Origin of the sequence: Bremerella volcania (assembly GCF_007748115.1) — a bacterium.
Taxonomy (GTDB): Bacteria; Planctomycetota; Planctomycetia; order Pirellulales; family Pirellulaceae; genus Bremerella; species Bremerella volcania.
This window is the reverse complement of the sequence record NZ_CP036289.1, coordinates 6,373,741-6,388,250: the sequence shown is the minus strand read 5'-3', so window position 1 is coordinate 6,388,250 and position 14,510 is coordinate 6,373,741. Positions and strand designations below refer to the sequence as shown.

Annotated in this window: 15 protein-coding genes; 7 read left to right on the top strand and 8 right to left on the bottom strand. The window is 57.0% G+C overall.

The features are described from left to right. Positions 1 to 34: 34 nt before the first annotated feature. Together Pan97_RS25620 and Pan97_RS25615 are read right to left on the bottom strand one after the other, a co-directional pair. Entirely contained in the window at positions 35 to 853 is an 819-nt protein-coding gene (locus tag Pan97_RS25620) for a hypothetical protein (protein WP_144977826.1), read from the bottom strand. After that, positions 854 to 2,548 carry a MotA/TolQ/ExbB proton channel family protein gene (locus Pan97_RS25615; protein ID WP_144977824.1) on the bottom strand — a complete coding sequence of 565 codons (1,695 nt, stop codon included), beginning with the start codon at positions 2,546 to 2,548 and terminating at the stop codon, positions 854 to 856. Between the two features lie 441 nt (positions 2,549 to 2,989). Between Pan97_RS25615 and Pan97_RS25610 the strand changes: the two genes are divergently transcribed. Then, positions 2,990 to 3,853, top strand: coding sequence for a hypothetical protein (locus tag Pan97_RS25610; protein ID WP_144977822.1), 864 nt, complete (start codon positions 2,990 to 2,992; stop codon positions 3,851 to 3,853). Continuing rightward, on the top strand, positions 3,840 to 4,613 hold the full coding sequence (locus tag Pan97_RS25605; RefSeq protein WP_144977820.1) for a hypothetical protein: 774 nt from the start codon (positions 3,840 to 3,842) through the stop codon (positions 4,611 to 4,613). The genes Pan97_RS25610 and Pan97_RS25605 overlap by 14 nt, the downstream gene beginning before the upstream one ends. 168 nt (positions 4,614 to 4,781) lie before the next feature. On the opposite strand, the gene Pan97_RS25600 is transcribed toward Pan97_RS25605, so the two are convergent. Then, entirely contained in the window at positions 4,782 to 7,280 is a 2,499-nt protein-coding gene (locus tag Pan97_RS25600; RefSeq protein WP_144977818.1) for a sodium-translocating pyrophosphatase, read from the bottom strand. Between the two features lie 556 nt (positions 7,281 to 7,836). On the opposite strand from Pan97_RS25600, the gene Pan97_RS26390 reads away from it, so the two are divergent. Continuing rightward, positions 7,837 to 8,694 (top strand): hypothetical protein, encoded by an 858-nt coding sequence (locus Pan97_RS26390; RefSeq protein ID WP_165698974.1) that lies wholly within the window; start codon positions 7,837 to 7,839, stop codon positions 8,692 to 8,694. Positions 8,695 to 8,753: 59 nt separating this feature from the next. On the opposite strand, the gene Pan97_RS25585 is transcribed toward Pan97_RS26390, so the two are convergent. The 3 genes from Pan97_RS25585 to trxA form a co-directional block, all read right to left on the bottom strand. After that, entirely contained in the window at positions 8,754 to 9,185 is a 432-nt protein-coding gene (locus Pan97_RS25585) for a hypothetical protein (RefSeq protein ID WP_144977814.1), read from the bottom strand. Between the two features lie 61 nt (positions 9,186 to 9,246). After that, positions 9,247 to 10,422 (bottom strand): coiled-coil domain-containing protein, encoded by a 1,176-nt coding sequence (locus tag Pan97_RS25580; RefSeq protein WP_144977812.1) that lies wholly within the window; start codon positions 10,420 to 10,422, stop codon positions 9,247 to 9,249. A 226-nt stretch (positions 10,423 to 10,648) separates the two neighbouring features. Then, positions 10,649 to 10,969: a thioredoxin gene (gene trxA / locus Pan97_RS25575; protein ID WP_144977810.1), complete on the bottom strand. Its 321-nt coding sequence runs from the start codon at positions 10,967 to 10,969 to the stop codon at positions 10,649 to 10,651. Positions 10,970 to 11,284: 315 nt separating this feature from the next. On the opposite strand from trxA, the gene arsC reads away from it, so the two are divergent. The 4 genes from arsC (at position 11,285) to Pan97_RS25555 (ending at position 13,452) form a co-directional block, all read left to right on the top strand. After that, entirely contained in the window at positions 11,285 to 11,626 is a 342-nt protein-coding gene (gene arsC, locus Pan97_RS25570) for an arsenate reductase (glutaredoxin) (protein ID WP_144977808.1), read from the top strand. 195 nt (positions 11,627 to 11,821) lie between these two features. Continuing rightward, complete coding sequence (locus Pan97_RS25565; RefSeq protein WP_144977806.1) at positions 11,822 to 12,742, top strand: PSP1 domain-containing protein; 921 nt, start codon at positions 11,822 to 11,824, stop codon at positions 12,740 to 12,742. 6 nt (positions 12,743 to 12,748) lie between these two features. Continuing rightward, positions 12,749 to 13,246: a Minf_1886 family protein gene (locus tag Pan97_RS25560; protein WP_196782219.1), complete on the top strand. Its 498-nt coding sequence runs from the start codon at positions 12,749 to 12,751 to the stop codon at positions 13,244 to 13,246. 23 nt (positions 13,247 to 13,269) lie between these two features. Further along, complete coding sequence (locus Pan97_RS25555) at positions 13,270 to 13,452, top strand: hypothetical protein (protein WP_144977804.1); 183 nt, start codon at positions 13,270 to 13,272, stop codon at positions 13,450 to 13,452. A gap of 74 nt (positions 13,453 to 13,526) precedes the next feature. Here Pan97_RS25555 and Pan97_RS25550 read toward each other — a convergent pair whose 3' ends face one another. Together Pan97_RS25550 and Pan97_RS25545 are read right to left on the bottom strand one after the other, a co-directional pair. Continuing rightward, positions 13,527 to 14,069: a YbaN family protein gene (locus Pan97_RS25550; RefSeq protein ID WP_144977802.1), complete on the bottom strand. Its 543-nt coding sequence runs from the start codon at positions 14,067 to 14,069 to the stop codon at positions 13,527 to 13,529. 53 nt (positions 14,070 to 14,122) lie between these two features. Then, the gene (locus Pan97_RS25545) at positions 14,123 to 14,500 is read right to left on the bottom strand and encodes a VOC family protein (RefSeq protein ID WP_144977800.1); all 378 of its coding nucleotides are present in this window, start codon (positions 14,498 to 14,500) and stop codon (positions 14,123 to 14,125) included. Between the last annotated feature and the right edge of the window lie 10 nt (positions 14,501 to 14,510).

The following is a 14,510-nucleotide window of genomic DNA, read 5'->3' as shown; positions in this document are numbered from 1 at the left end:
GGTTCGTCTTATCGCTGGGTAGCCGCGCAGAGGGCTACGAATTCTTCGCTTGTTTGGTGAAGTAACTCAAGTCGACTCGGCCGTCGCCAATGACAGGCAACTTACCGTTCTTGACGCCTTTGGCATTCGCATAATTGCGGGCCGTGTTGTAGGTCGAAAGGCCGTCGTCACGGATTAGAAAGACGAGCGTTCCGTCTTTCTGCCCCTTTACCTTATCGAGCATCTTGGCGAAATCAGGGTTCGTATTGAGTTCCGCCGTGCGGACGGGAATGGTTTTGCCGTCTTCGTGAATGACGACGCGGCCATCGTCGCACTCGATGAACGAGGGCTTGAAGCCCACGCCACTACCCCCTGGCAGAATCGAGTTTTCCGCCTCTTTCGGCGGCAGCTTTCGCTCGGCGATGACTTTCGTCAGCTGGGCAATCTCCTCGCGCCGCCCTTTCAGCTCTTCCTCCATCGCGCCCACCTCCTCAGTCAGCGCGGCAACGTTGACTTTGGGGCCTTCGATGGAGATGTTTTGCAGCTTGTTCTGCGTTTCTTCCAGCTTGGCCAGAAGTTCGGCCAGCTTCTTCTTGGCATCTTCGAGCTTCTTCTGTTCGCTCGAATTTTCGCGCTTGATCTGCTCTTCGCGTTTCTTCAGTTGATCGCGAAGCTGCTCCAGCGCGGCCGTTTCGGCCTGGAGTTCCTTTTCTTTTTTCTGGTACTCCATGGCCGCATCGACCGCGTCGTTATCGAGCGACTGGACGGCGATCGTCGCGATCACCATGGCCAGCGTCCCGATCACGCAGGCAAGCACGCTCAGGAAAGGGAAGAGCGAAATGTCTTCCCCTTCGGCTTGTCGTCCCTTGGCCATTTAGCGCCTCCCGTTTCGCTTGCTCTTGGCTTTGCTGCCGCCGCCGAAGCCAAACCATCCGCCGCCAGAGCCGTTGGATTCGACCTGCTGCACCACGACCGTTTCGTTGCCGAGCTTGTTGAGGACTTCGGTCAAGCCGCTGAGGCCTTGCTCGACGCCGCCGAGGTACTTCTGCAGACGCTCCGAGGTGTCGGTCATCGTTTCGTTGACCTTGATGTGCGAGTCGACCGAGGCACTGGCAAGCTGGCCAAGCGTGCTTTGCAGCTGTGCGGCGACTTCCTGCATCTGGTTGAGCTGATCCTGCATGAGGGTCTGTTGCTCTTCCTGACGCTTCTGCATGTCGACCGTCTTGGCGTTGACCACTTCCAGCAGCTTGTTGGTCGTTTCTTCCTGGCTGGTCAGAATCTTGCCGTTGATCTCGTCCCAACCCTTCGAGGTTTGTTCGGTGATCGTCTGGCCGACCAGTTCCAGCTTCTTGACCCACGCCTCAAGCTCTCCTTGCTGGGCGGCCATCGCCTCTTCGACCGCACGGCGGAAGATCTTCGTGTCGTAGGGAGAAGTTGGCTTGTCTTCGGCCTTTTCGCGACCGTCGTTCAAACGACGGATCAGGTTTTCGTTGCAGTACTCATCCACCCAGTTGAGCACCCCTTCTTCGCTCTTCTGCAGCGAAGACATCGGGAACTTGATGATCATGCTCATCACCAGGGCGACCAGGGTCGTATTGAACGCCGTACCCAGACCGCTGAACATCCCCTGCAGCGAGGCCGTCAGCTTGTCGAGGTCGCCACCCCCCAGGGCACCGGAAAGCTCGGTCACGGCCAAGCTGATACCGAGCACCGTCCCGATAAAACCCATGGTCGGGATGGCCCAGATCAGCACCCGCAAGTAAGCGTAGCTGGATGAAACGTTGTTGTAGTCGATCTCCGACTGCGAGGCCATCATCGTCGCCGTTTCCGAGGCGTTTTGACGCACGCGAAAGTGCTGCAGACCACGCAGCACGCGGTTGATCAAGAAGCTTTCACCGTCATGACCCGGCAGCCCTTGGATGTGCTCGACGAACTTGCTGAGCGTATCGACGCGGATCTCTTGCGAGATGTCGGTCGGCAGAACGTCCATCAGCAGATAGTCCTTCTGACGCAGAATCTTGCGATGCTTCATCCACAAGATGCTCACGGCCCAGAAGAACAGGAACGTACTGAGCGACTGAATAGCGACCGCTTGAAAACCGCCGATCCAGAACAGGCCGCCGATGTAGGTTCCCTTCGAGAAGTACATCAGCCCCATGAAGACGATCATCGACACCAGGCCGATCAGACCGGACAACCACAAGTTGACGTTGCTCGGGTCGGTGAAGTCCCCTTCGCCGGACGAACTGCTCGTGGCGGCTGCGGTTTGCTTCTTGGCCGTTGTGGTGCCCTTACGCGCTCCGCCCGTCTTGACGACCGGGCCGGCCGGCGCCGAGGCTGATTCCGAGGAAAGATTTCCCAGGTCGAGACTACCGCCCGAAGATGTCGAGCCGCTACCAAACTCAGGCAGGGAAGGAGAGTCGAGCGAAGGGAGTTGTTCCGGCTCTTCCTGAACGTGAGGGATATGGACACTTTTTTTGCAGTAAGGGCAGTTTCGCTTTTGTCCAGCGAGTTCTTGACGGACCTTAAGCTTCTGACCGCACTCGGGACAATTGAATTGGAAGTACATCTGGACCTCGAAAGGAAACGAAGCGCGACAACCGGTCGCAGGTGAGATTAGGAAGCGGAAAAAGCCAGGGCGAATCTGAGAGAATCCCAGTCGCTTGTTGGGTGTGCGGGTGGAAGGTGAATCCGGGGTGAGATCTACTCACGCACTACTGGCCTTTAATCGTCTTCTTATTGTGCTTAGTAAATTATTCCCGATCAGAGCGATTTGGGGAAAAATTTGGCCAAAACTTGAGATTCATATCGACCGAAATCGATTGTTCCGGGAGTAACGGGGCAAAGATTTCCCCACTACGAACGAATCCCCCTGAAGTCTAGAAAGACCAATTTTAAGAAAAGTTGGGTACTTTCAGGTTTAATGAGGAATTGTTAAGTCCATCGATCTGTGGGATTCGTCCTTCCAGGGATAGATATCCTTCATGGGAAACTTGCCCTAGGTAGAAAAATGGAAATCGTTCGCCCATTGGCTTTCGGGTCGGTAATCGTCGCAGGGCTGTTGCTGCTGGGGTGCGACGTCAAGTTTCAGCGAAATTCCGAGCATCTTCATTACCTTCCCTCCCCGGTCCAACCGAATTCGCCGGTTAGTCCTGGCGAGAAAAATCGAAAGTACGAATTCGAAATCGCTCAACTCAACGATAGCGGAATCTTGTTGCCCAGTGCCGAGGGAGAAGAAGCGGACGAGCACGTCGGCATGAACCTCCAAGTGCTGAGCGATGACCGATGGGGTTTGAACATCTTCCGGGCAAGTCGTTTTCCCGAGGATGACCTTCGCCACGATGACAATCCAACGGTGATTCGTTTCTCTCAGCGAGACGTGATTCCCTATTACGGCGATCTGTTTCGGATAACGATCGACAGCGACCAGGTGCGCATGGAGCAGTGCACTGAGCTGCTACCGTCAGAAATGGTGCCCGCCGCCGGAAGTCGCGTCATCACGATGGATGGTTCCGAGGCCACGTTCTTCCGCAAGCGATTGCATCGACCGGATGGTGTTATCATCCCAGAAGACCCTTTCGAGACGATCGAGCTAGTCAAGTTCGAGACAGATCCCGAATCCACACGGGCCCTGATTCTGCGTAAACGAATGATCGTCCATATCGTCAACGGAACTCCCGAAACCAAGCTGATCGAACCTCCCAAGAGAGAATGGGTAGGCGCTGGTGCCAATTTGCTCGTCGACGACCAACTCGTTCGCGTGAAGCAAATCGTGCAGCCCGACGAGATTTCAGGCGTTGGAACGCCGGTCGGTTGGATCGAGTTAGAACAGGTCGATCTCTCGCAAGTGGAGAGGCATCGTGCGCTGCTGTGATCTTCGCATCATCTTGCTTGTTTTTGTTTTGCTGACGGGCTGCGATAAGAACTCGAACTCGCAAAAACTCGCAAGCCAACTTCCCTCTGTCAGCATTCAGACAGCTGAGGACGATGCCGAATCGCTCACTTATCACTGGGACCATCATGGGAAAGATACGGCTTGCCTGTTACCCATTCCCAATCTGACCTCAAAGCCGGTGACAATGCGATTCCGCCAAGCCAAAATCGACGGCAGCCTGGTCGGCGTTCTCTTTCTCGAATCGGAGTATGCGATTGAAGTCGGAAAGATCCTTTCCGATCAGACCATGATCTTCGTCCGCCCTGGCGAAGTAATTCCGTATCACGATCAACTTTACCGCGTCACATTTGACGACGATTCCCTCGATCTCAAACGCGTGACCCAATTCATTCCCGAAAGCTTTCGTCCCAACCCAGGTCACTTGGTGATACCGTTGACCGAACACCCTGCGATTCGCAGGCGACTCTTTCACCTCCAGCGCGATGACTGGTCGGACTACGAGCGCGTCCGCGTCATCCACATCGCCGAAGACGCAAGCCATGCCAAGTACCAAGGCAAACCCTACTACGATTCGGCTCAAGGGGTATTGGAGGACAATACGATCGAGCCGAATGAGGTCGTGCATCGGTGGGCTCAAAGCACGACCGACGTGGCTGCCATCGTACCGCCGGTAGAAATCGAAGGAGTCGGAAAACTTCGCGGCTGGGTCGCGTTTCGCCAGACGCTGGCCGACAATTGAGATGGGCTGTAGAGCGTTTTTAAGTTAGGTGTAGCGTCCTGGGCGTCGGCGAGGCAAGCTGGGCAAGGCGACCGAAGCAGGCGAATCCTCTAGATTCGTCGATGCAGGTCAACGAAGTCCCGCGCGGCCGCAGCCAGCCAAAGACGCTACAGATGAATTGGAACCGCGCTAGAAGATCCCCATCGCGATCAAGCTATAGCGGACGACAAATCCACCCACGACCAGGCTGACCATACTCATCAGCTTGATAAGAATGTTCAAGCTGGGGCCGCTGGTATCTTTGAACGGATCGCCAACCGTATCTCCCACGACGGCAGCCTTGTGGGCGTCGCTTCCCTTGCCGCCGTGATGGCCCGCTTCGATATACTTCTTCGCGTTGTCCCAACTGCCGCCGCTGTTAGCCATGAAGATCGCCAGGCAGAAGCCGCTGGTGAGTGCCCCCACGAGAAGTCCCAGCACGCCGCCGACGCCCAGCAAGAAGCCCACGGCCAAGGGAGTAATCAGCCCGAGCAGCGAAGGAACGATCATCTCCATCTGGGCTGCCTTGGTACTGATCTCGACCGGGGTCGCATAATCAGGCTCTTCGGTATTGTCCATGATGCCAGGCTTTTCGCGGAATTGCCGGCGGACTTCTTCGACCATTCCTTTGGCCGCGCGTCCGACCGCTTTCATCGTCAGCGCACAGAAGACGAACGTCGTCATCGCACCGATGAAAATACCGACCAGCACTTTCGGATTCATGACGTTCGCTTCGTAATAGGTGGCGAAGTCGCTGAGGCTGGCCTCGTGCACGTTCACAAAGCTGGCCCCACTCGCGACGAACGTCAGACGAGGTTCCCCTTGCTCCGGAGTGATGAGTTGAACCATGTCGGTAGACAAAGCCGCCGGCTTTCCGTCGCTCCCCAGCGCGTGCCATGCCTCTTTGACCTTCACGTCACGAAGATCGGCCGGCATGGGCAAGTAGCCATAAACGCGATCGGTGCCGTCCTGATCTTCCTTCAAAACGACCAGGCCTGGGGCGATCTTGGTAGGCGTATCATACTGGACCTGTGCCGCGACGCTGGTTCCCCAGCGATCGAAACCTTCCCGCACCACTTCCACATAGGCCGCCATCAAGGCCAATGCCGTCAGCGCGGCCGAACCGATCGCAAAACCCTTCCCCGTGGCTGCCGTCGTATTGCCCAGGCTATCAAGCGCATCGGTTCGCTCACGGACGATCGGTTCCAGGTGGGACATCTCGGCGTTCCCCCCGGCGTTGTCGGCAATGGGGCCGTACGCGTCAGTGGCCAGCGTAATGCCGAGGGTGCTGAGCATCCCGACGGCCGCAATCCCCACGCCATACAGACCGAGAGCGAACAGGTTGGGATCGTTGAAATTCCAACCATTGGCAAAACCGAACGATGCCAGCGTTGCCAACGAAATCACAATGACCGGCGGCCAGACGCTGAGCATCCCGTCGGCGATCCCTCCGATGATGATCGTGGCTGGGCCGGTCTCGGACTGTTCCGCCAACTTTCTGGTCGGCGTGAATTCGTCGCTGGTCGCGTACTCGGTCCACTTTCCAATCAGCCACCCGGCTGCGAGCCCGACGATGATGCTTAGCGATACCCCGGGGATGGCAAAGCCAACTTGAAACGACGCCTCCGGGACGGCAGGCATCAGCAAAATGCAGATGAGGATGGCCACGACCATCACGGCCGCCGTGGCCATGTTAATGCCGCGGGAAAGAGCCGCGAGCAGATTCTTCTGCGAAGCGCCTTCCTGCGTGCGAACGAGATAAACACCGATAATCGAGAGAAGCGTTCCGAATGCCGCGATCAACATCGGAACGAACACCGCGCGAATCTGAGCATCGGCGACATCGTCAAAGCCCGCCGCACTAGCCATCTCTGGAGAAGAAAACGCGGCTACGCCCAGCGCGGCGGTGGCCAGAATACTTCCGCAGTAGCTCTCGTAAAGGTCGGCCCCCATCCCGGCAACGTCCCCAACGTTGTCGCCGACGTTGTCGGCAATTGAGGCCGGATTGCGCGGGTCGTCTTCGGGAATGCCTTGCTCGACCTTACCCACCAGGTCAGCGCCGACGTCGGCGGCTTTCGTAAAGATCCCACCCCCGACGCGGGCAAACAGCGCCTGACAACTGGCCCCCATGCCGAAGCAAAGCATCGTAGTGGTGATATTGAACAGCGAGAGATTGAAGATCCACTTCAGCACGCCAAACCAGATCACAATGTCGAGTAGTCCCAGGCCAACGACCGTCAGCCCCATGACCGCGCCACTGCGAAACGCGACTTGTAACCCTTGGTTAAGTGACTTCTGGGCGCCGGCGGCCGTGCGGCTGCTCGCCAGGGTGGCGGTCTTCATGCCGATCCAACCGGCGAGCCCTGAAAAGAAGCCGCCGGTCATGAACGCAAAAGGGACCCAGCGGCTTTGTACCCCGACAACAAATGCGAGGAAGGCAAGAACCGCGGCGATCGCCACGAAGAAGATCGTCACCACCACGTACTGCTGGGCGAGGTAAGCATTCGCCCCTTCGCGAACATATCCGGCGATCCGCTGCATGGTCGGCGTGCCGGGGTCCGCTCGAACCATGCCCATGAAAAAGAAGTAGGCCTGAGTGAGGGCCGCAATCGACGCAAAAAGTACCAACAGCCAGATGCCGAAAAACATGGTGCCATTCCTTTGAAGACCGACGGCAAATTCCAAGGTGTCGCAATCGATGAAAGCCCACAGGCCGATCGACAGGCCAAGTCTAGCGTGGGGTAGTCGTCATTATCCATATTATCGGAGGGGTTTAAACTGGTTTGTGATAGCTTGGACAAGGAAAAACGAGATTAAGTGCGCGTTAAGACGCCTTTTGCGGGGCAGCAAAGTCCTTTAAGGTGAGATGGCCTCATTTCACCGGGAAATTGCGACTTGTGCGGTGTGGAGACGTTTTGGTTTGCTGATGCCCCTGGCACGGTCGTTCTCGGCAGTGTGCTCCATCGCCCCGTTCCCCCCATGTTAGGCAGATTGATTTCCCCTGTGCAAAATTGTTGGCTTCTTTGCGAACAGCGATTAAGCTTTAGATGTTGTGTTTCCTACGTATTGGGTAGGAAAAGTATCCGTGAATCGCTGCATCTTTTGGGGGCGGCTCTGGCGGATCTTGTCTTGGATCATCTCACAGTTGTTTAGTCGATTCGCTGGCGATCGCCAAACTGTAGCGAATCATAGGAGCGGTTATCTCATGAAATGGCACATGGTTGGGCGATTGTTTGGCTGCATGGCCATGCTGGCCTGTTTGGCTCCCGCGGCATACGCGGACAATAAGAAATCCGAGTCGGCCAGCGAAGTCGAAACGGTCGAGATGTTCCAAGCCATCGATAATGGTGACATCGAAGTGAAGTTCATTCCGATGAACTCCGAGAAGGGCACCGTGATCATCACGAACAAGACCAAGAAGAAGATGCGTGTCGAATTGCCGGCCGCGTTCGCTGGTGTTCCGCTCGCTCAGTTTGGCGGTGGCGGCTTCGGCGGTAACAACGGCGGCGGTTTCGGCAACCAAGGCGGTGGCTTCGGCGGCCAAGGCGGTGGCGGTAACCAAGGCGTAGGCGGCGGCTTTGGCGGCAACCAAGGCGGCGGCGGCTTCGGTGGCGGTGGTGGCGGTTTTGGTAATCAAGGCGGCGGTGGCGGTTTCTTCAACGTCATGCCTGAAAAAGTTCAACGCATCAAAGTCCAAGGCGTTTGCCTTGATCACGGTTTGGAAGATCCCGATCCGCAGATCCCTTACGAATTGAAGCCAATCGGTGCCTACACCGAAAAGCCTGGCGTCGCTGATCTCTGCCACATGCTCGGCAGTGGCCAACTGAATCAACGCAGTGCCCAAGCAGCTGCCTGGCACTTGAACAATGGCATGAGCTGGGAAGAACTGGCCAACAAACGCATCGAGCACTTGATTGGTGACGATACCCCTTACTTCAGCCGTCAGGAATTGCAGATCGCTTACCGCGCAGCCGAAGTCGCTAAAGAGCGTCACGCAGCTCGCGAAAAGGCGAACAAGAGCAAGAAGCCGACCGAATCGCTCTCGCTGCTCAGCGCCGAGTAAGACGGACGATTCATTCGAGTCAGCACGATTCGGGGGACGCTCATCGAGCGTCCCCTTTTTTATGCGCTCGGATCCTCATCGACGTTGGCCTGGTCACTCGGCGGGATCGCAAGCTGCGAAGGAAACAATTCCGTGCAGAGGTACTCGAATCCTTCGAGAAAGATCAGCGGCCATGCCAACAAACTGTGCAACAGAAGAGTGAAGATCGACTGCGGTGGCTCTTCCGTTTCATCGTCTTTCGGTGAATGTTTCGCCCTGGCGACGAGGTCGTAAACCTTGTAGAGAAGTGCACTCACCACCGCGCAGCTCAGCCAAACGATAGTGGCCATCATCCAGCCGGCGACCAGCAAACTGACGATCCCCAAAATGAAGATCGAGAGCATCGCCAGATTTCGCCATCCGCGAATACGGGGCTCATTGGACAACGAAACGAGCGAGCCGACTAGCAGCGCCAGGGACATAAGCGAATAAACGATGATCGTACCAGTCACGCCGAGTTCCTTCGGTGCGAACAAGAAGGGAAGGCAAGTCGACCGGACAGTATAAGAGCCGTTAGGCTGCTTTGGGAGTAATTTCCCGGCTCAGATCCTGGTAACGCTCTTTCAAGATCTCCAGCTTGGACTCGTTGAGCGACTCGTGCTCGCGGCGAAGCTCGGCCAGCTGAGCGCGAACCTGGGCCTCGCGGTCGGCCAACTCATGTTTGGCGCGACGCAGCTCGGTGTGATGTTGATCGGCTTCGTCTTCGAGCCGCACCTGTTGTTCCTGGATCTCGAGCTTGGCGAGTTCCAGTTGATGCAGCAGCTGCCGAATCTCGCTCTTGGCTGCCTGGTTCCGGGCATGCAGCGCTTTGTCGAAGTGATCGACGGCGTGGTCCGTTTGTTGATCCAGTCGCCGCCGCAGCGCGGAAGGAATCCGCACGCGAATCTCGGCCCAGGCCATTTCCAACTGATCGCGAATCAATTGCAGCTCTTCAAACGCATACTGCATTTCCTGCTGCACGCCGGCCAGTTCGTTCTCGCGACGAACCAGTTCATCCTGATCGTGTGCCAGCTGCTGTTGTTCCTGCTCAAGCCATTGATGCTGTTGAGCGCGGCTCTGCTCGATTTCTCGCTCAACCTTGGCCGTGTAGGCAGCAAACTCCTTTTCGCGCAGGGCCTGCAGCGAACGAGCGTTCTTCAATAGAGCCCACTGCTGCGCCAGTTGCGACTCGGCCTCGCTCAACTTCTCCAGTCGAACGGTGACCGGCCCTTCCATCTCCGGCTCGACCTCGGGAATGTCGGTCGTCTGGCCGCGCCATTTACGCCGCCATTGGCGAATCTTCTCTTCGATGCTCCACAGGCCGCCGGGGTTCGAGGCCTTCGCTTGGGGTTCTTGCGGGGTCGGCTTGGCGGACTTGGGAAGAGGCTGGTCCATCGCCAGGGCGGCACTTCGCTGCTGACTTTCGAAATTCGCCATCCGAGCATTGAGTTCCGCCTCGCGACGGTCGAGTTCCATCTGGCGATCACGCATCAAGCGGGCCAGTTGATTGATCTGCCGCCGCTGCCAGTCGGGTAATGTTTCGAGATCGGCCGAAGCAAGATCGACCCCTTGATCGTCTTCCAGGACGTCGGCCGAATTACTATCCACCGAGGGTGCATGCGGAGGATCTATACGCAACTCAGGCGAGGCCTGCTCGGAAAGAGGACGCGACGACGGCGTGATATTCGATGGACGGATAGTCGGCTTCATGGCGAATCAAATCAGTTGGCGGCAGTCGAATGGATTACTCGGCCATCCTTTCGCATCGGCATGATGTGCCTAAGAAGTTGAGTTTAACGGCTGCGCAGATTGAAATGCTGAGGGCTAGCAATCCGTTGGCGGTGCTACCAGCAGCCAAAAAGGTGTCGGCGCACAAAAAACGGAGGACGAACGTCCTCCGCTATGCTAGCAGGCGATCTGCGTTGGGCATCAGCGCTTAGCCTTTGGCGGCGTCCAGCGCTTGCTGCAAATTGGCTTTTGGCTGGTTGCCGAGCATCTGGTTCACGACTTCGCCGTTCTTGAAGATCATCACGGTCGGGATGCTCTGGATACCGTACTTCACCGCCAAACCCGGGTTCTGGTCGGTGTCGACTTTGCCGACTTTGACCGAACCTTCGTATTCGGTGGCGAGTTGATCGATCACTGGTGCCAGCTGACGGCAGGGACCGCACCAAGGGGCCCAGAAGTCGACCAAAACCGGCTCGCTCGACTGCAGGACTTCGGCATCAAAGTTGTCTTCGTTAAATGTCTTGGCCATTGGAGGCTTCTCCCGATCAATGGAAAATATGGGGGTTTACTGTCGCTTGCGTCTCATGAGATCAAGTCGAGCCCAGACGTCCAGCATGCCGTAATTCCGAGCCTAAACCAATAGAATCGCGAATTTTAACCAGGTTCACAACCCAGGGGGCATGGTTTTATTATGGGGGGTAACCGAGTCAGGACAACCTTCCGCGGCACCCTCCAGCCGTGCTCTGCTAACTAGGATGCCACTTGGTGGTCAGCGTTACAGGCAGATTGCCCTCGGTTTCCCGAAGTTCCCATATTACGCCACACCCCAGCTGCGAGATGCGCGATGAGCGTCACGATCTATCATAACCCGCGTTGTACGAAGAGCCGCCAAACGTTGACCCGGCTCCAGGAGCACGGCCTTGAGCCGAACGTGGTGCTGTACCTCGATAGCCCGCCTGACGAAAAGACGATCAAAGGACTGCTCAAGAAGCTGGGACTCAAGGCCGAGCAGCTCGTGCGGAAGAAGGATCATAAGGCCTTGGGGCTACCGCAGCCGGAAGACGAAGCAGGCTGGATCGCCCAGATGGCTGCCAACCCGAAGATCATCGAACGTCCGATTGTCGTGGTCGGTAAAGAGGCCCGCTTAGGACGACCGCCTGAGAGCGTTGATGAGATCCTCCCGTGATCGATGGCTACCGGCTGCCAGGCTGCCACAGCATGGTTCAAGTTCCCAATTTCAGGGATGGCTCTAATCAGGTTATACTGCAAGGATTATGGAAACCTACCTAACGTGCGGTCACCATGCAGATTGCCTGCCAGGCCGCACGTTTTTGTCGCCGGCGGCGCTGGTTAGGGCAACGGCGAAATAAAGATATTCAGTATGGCGAAATACATCATTCGCTACGGGGCCATGCGTTTTTTAGGCGTGTTCTCGGCCCGAGCAAAAGATGAATACAACCGCGACGATCAAGTCATCATTCGCACCAAGCGCGGCTTGGAGGTGGGGGATGTGCTATGTGAAGCTACCGACGAGGCGGTCAAGCAGTTGAGCGATCCGGCCTTTGGCAGCATCATGCGGGCCATGTCGGACGAAGACCTCAAGCAGACCGAGCACATGGTCGGAGACGCCCAGCGCGAGGTGGAAACCGTTCGCCGCGTGATCGGCGAGATGGATCTTCCGATGCAGTTGGTCGACGTCGAGCACCTTTTCGGCGGCGAGCGGATCATCGTTTATTACCTGGCCGAGTCGCGGGTCGACTTTCGCGAGTTGGTCAAGGCATTGGCTTCCGAACTCCAGACGCGCATCGAGATGCGGCAAATCGGCGTTCGCGACGAAGCCAAGCTGCTGGCCGACTATGGCGACTGCGGCAAGCCGGTCTGCTGCAACACGCACCTGAGCGAAATGCCGCCGGTTTCGATGCGGATGGCCAAGCTGCAAAAAGCGACGCTCGACCCGACGAAGATTTCCGGCCGCTGCGGCAGACTCAAGTGCTGTCTGCGTTACGAGTACGACACGTACGAAGAACTGCAGCGCGACCTACCACCCATTGGCAGCGACATCGTCACCAACAGTGGCCGCGGTCGCGTTTTGAATCACGAGATTCTGGCCGGTCAGCTGTTGGTGCGCATGGAAGACAACCGCAACATCATGATCGACGCCAGCGACGTGCTGACGGTCCTCAAGCGGGGCAATGGCCAAACCGGGGGTGGTTCCAAACGCGGCAAACGTCGTGACAAGAAGGAAGCCGCGGAAGAGAGCGGCGAGAACACCCAGTCCAACTCAGACACTCCGAAGGAATAACACGGCATGTCCGAAGATACTTATTCCGCCTTCATGCAGCTGCTCAAAGACGATCCACGCTATCGCATGGAAGCCTATCAATTCGTCCGCGAAGCCCTTTCGTTCGGACAGCGGTACCAAGAAGAGCAGGACGAAGAAGCCTCTGAAGAAGAAGATCTGGACCTGGAATGCTTCGAGGAAGAGATCGACGAACTCGAAGAGGATCTCGAAGGTTGGGATGAAGAAGAAGACGTCGAACGCCATCTGACCGGTCAGGTGCTGTGCCAGGCCATCCGGCAGTACGCCCAGCAGCAGTACGGCCTGCTGGCCAAGGTGGTGCTCAACTCGTGGGGCATCCATACCACCAGCGATTTCGGCGAGATCGTCTACAACCTGATTGGCATCGGCATGATGCGCAAGTCGAAATCGGACCGCCGCGAAGACTTCAACGATCAGTACGACTTCGAAGACGCGTTCGTGAAGAACTTTGACTTCCAACTGTCGGAAGAATCAGGACAAGCCTAGTCTAAAACGCACAGGGAAGAAGCATGGCGGCCGCCAAAAACAAACAGGCACCCAAACCGGATGAAGCCCGCAAATCGCCGGTGTACCTTCCCACATCGAACCCACCCAGGCCGCACGTCGCTTTCTTGATCCTGATGACCGTGGTTGCGGTCATCTGGTTCAGCCTGCTGGCGTATCTCGCCCTACAGCAGGTCGGAACGATCTAGAAAAACCTTGACCCCTCTCGCATCGCCAAAGAAGGTAACGCACCCATCGATCCTACGCCTTCATGCGTTTGCGTTTAATGATTCTCACCATGCGTCTGGCGCTGGTTACGATCCCATTCTCTGGGCTTGCGTTCCAGCTCGTGTGGTGCGTGCACGGCACTCGCGTCTTTGGTTTTCTCAGGGGCAACGTCCGACTCACTCTTGGGCTTGGTGATTGCCACGTCGTGCGGTTCAGGCACGCGGTAGATGACATAGATTCCGACCGCCACCAGCGCGGCCATGATGAACAATGCCCAGCCGGGGATCGGGAAAAGCAGGATCGAAATGCCCCAGCCGAGCACGACCGTGGCGATTGCCTGAATCTTGGTGCTCGTCTTGATTCCCTTACGCACTTCCCAGTCGTACAGGATCGGTCCGAAATAGGGCAGATCGAGCAGCAGGTCATTCAGCTTCGGGAACGACCGGACCAGAAAGTAGCTGGTCACTAATAGAAATGGAGTTGCCGGGACGATCGGCAAGATCATCCCCAGGACTGCGAGCGTGAAAAAGATCGCTGCACACCCCAAGTAGAACAGCCGCTTGGTCCACGGGATCTCAGGTACCGGAGGATGAGTCATGGTGAAGGCCGGACCTCTGCGCAGCTGTAACGAACCGTTCCGGCAGGCGTCGGCTATTCTCCCAGGTCGGAGTAAAACGTCAGCAAGTTGCCATCAGGATCGAAGAAGCCAAACTCGCGGGTGCCGAAGGCCGTGTCACGCAGCGTCGTATCGGAAGCGAAGATCCCCAGGGGCTGAAACACGCTGTAAAGGTGCTCGACGTCGCACACGGCGATGCGGATATTGGGTCGTTCGACACGATCCCAGCTCGAGGGATCGTGCCAGCGCAGATGGATTTCGACTCGATCTCGAATGATCGATGCATAGCGTGGATCGTCCGCATCTTGATACGATAGCTTAAAGTCCAGCTTGTCGACATAAAACTGGATGGCGGCCTTCACGTCGCGGGACGGCAGGACAGGGTTCACGGCTTCGAGTAGCAAATCGGGCATGGGGAGGGCA

What these genes read in the sequence shown, in the direction of transcription:
- trxA (WP_144977810.1), bottom strand. Translation starts at nt 10,969, where the DNA reads ATGGCCAAGACATTTAACGAAGACAACTTTGATGCCGAAGTCCTGCAG.
- Pan97_RS25555 (WP_144977804.1), top strand. Translation starts at nt 13,270, where the DNA reads ATGGCGGCCGCCAAAAACAAACAGGCACCCAAACCGGATGAAGCCCGC.
- Pan97_RS25550 (WP_144977802.1), bottom strand. Translation starts at nt 14,069, where the DNA reads ATGACTCATCCTCCGGTACCTGAGATCCCGTGGACCAAGCGGCTGTTC.
- Pan97_RS25600 (WP_144977818.1), bottom strand. Translation starts at nt 7,280, where the DNA reads ATGTTTTTCGGCATCTGGCTGTTGGTACTTTTTGCGTCGATTGCGGCC.
- Pan97_RS26390 (WP_165698974.1), top strand. Translation starts at nt 7,837, where the DNA reads ATGAAATGGCACATGGTTGGGCGATTGTTTGGCTGCATGGCCATGCTG.
- Pan97_RS25545 (WP_144977800.1), bottom strand. Translation starts at nt 14,500, where the DNA reads ATGCCCGATTTGCTACTCGAAGCCGTGAACCCTGTCCTGCCGTCCCGC.
- Pan97_RS25620 (WP_144977826.1), bottom strand. Translation starts at nt 853, where the DNA reads ATGGCCAAGGGACGACAAGCCGAAGGGGAAGACATTTCGCTCTTCCCT.
- Pan97_RS25580 (WP_144977812.1), bottom strand. Translation starts at nt 10,422, where the DNA reads ATGAAGCCGACTATCCGTCCATCGAATATCACGCCGTCGTCGCGTCCT.
- Pan97_RS25610 (WP_144977822.1), top strand. Translation starts at nt 2,990, where the DNA reads ATGGAAATCGTTCGCCCATTGGCTTTCGGGTCGGTAATCGTCGCAGGG.
- Pan97_RS25565 (WP_144977806.1), top strand. Translation starts at nt 11,822, where the DNA reads ATGGCGAAATACATCATTCGCTACGGGGCCATGCGTTTTTTAGGCGTG.
- arsC (WP_144977808.1), top strand. Translation starts at nt 11,285, where the DNA reads ATGAGCGTCACGATCTATCATAACCCGCGTTGTACGAAGAGCCGCCAA.
- Pan97_RS25560 (WP_196782219.1), top strand. Translation starts at nt 12,749, where the DNA reads ATGTCCGAAGATACTTATTCCGCCTTCATGCAGCTGCTCAAAGACGAT.
- Pan97_RS25615 (WP_144977824.1), bottom strand. Translation starts at nt 2,548, where the DNA reads ATGTACTTCCAATTCAATTGTCCCGAGTGCGGTCAGAAGCTTAAGGTC.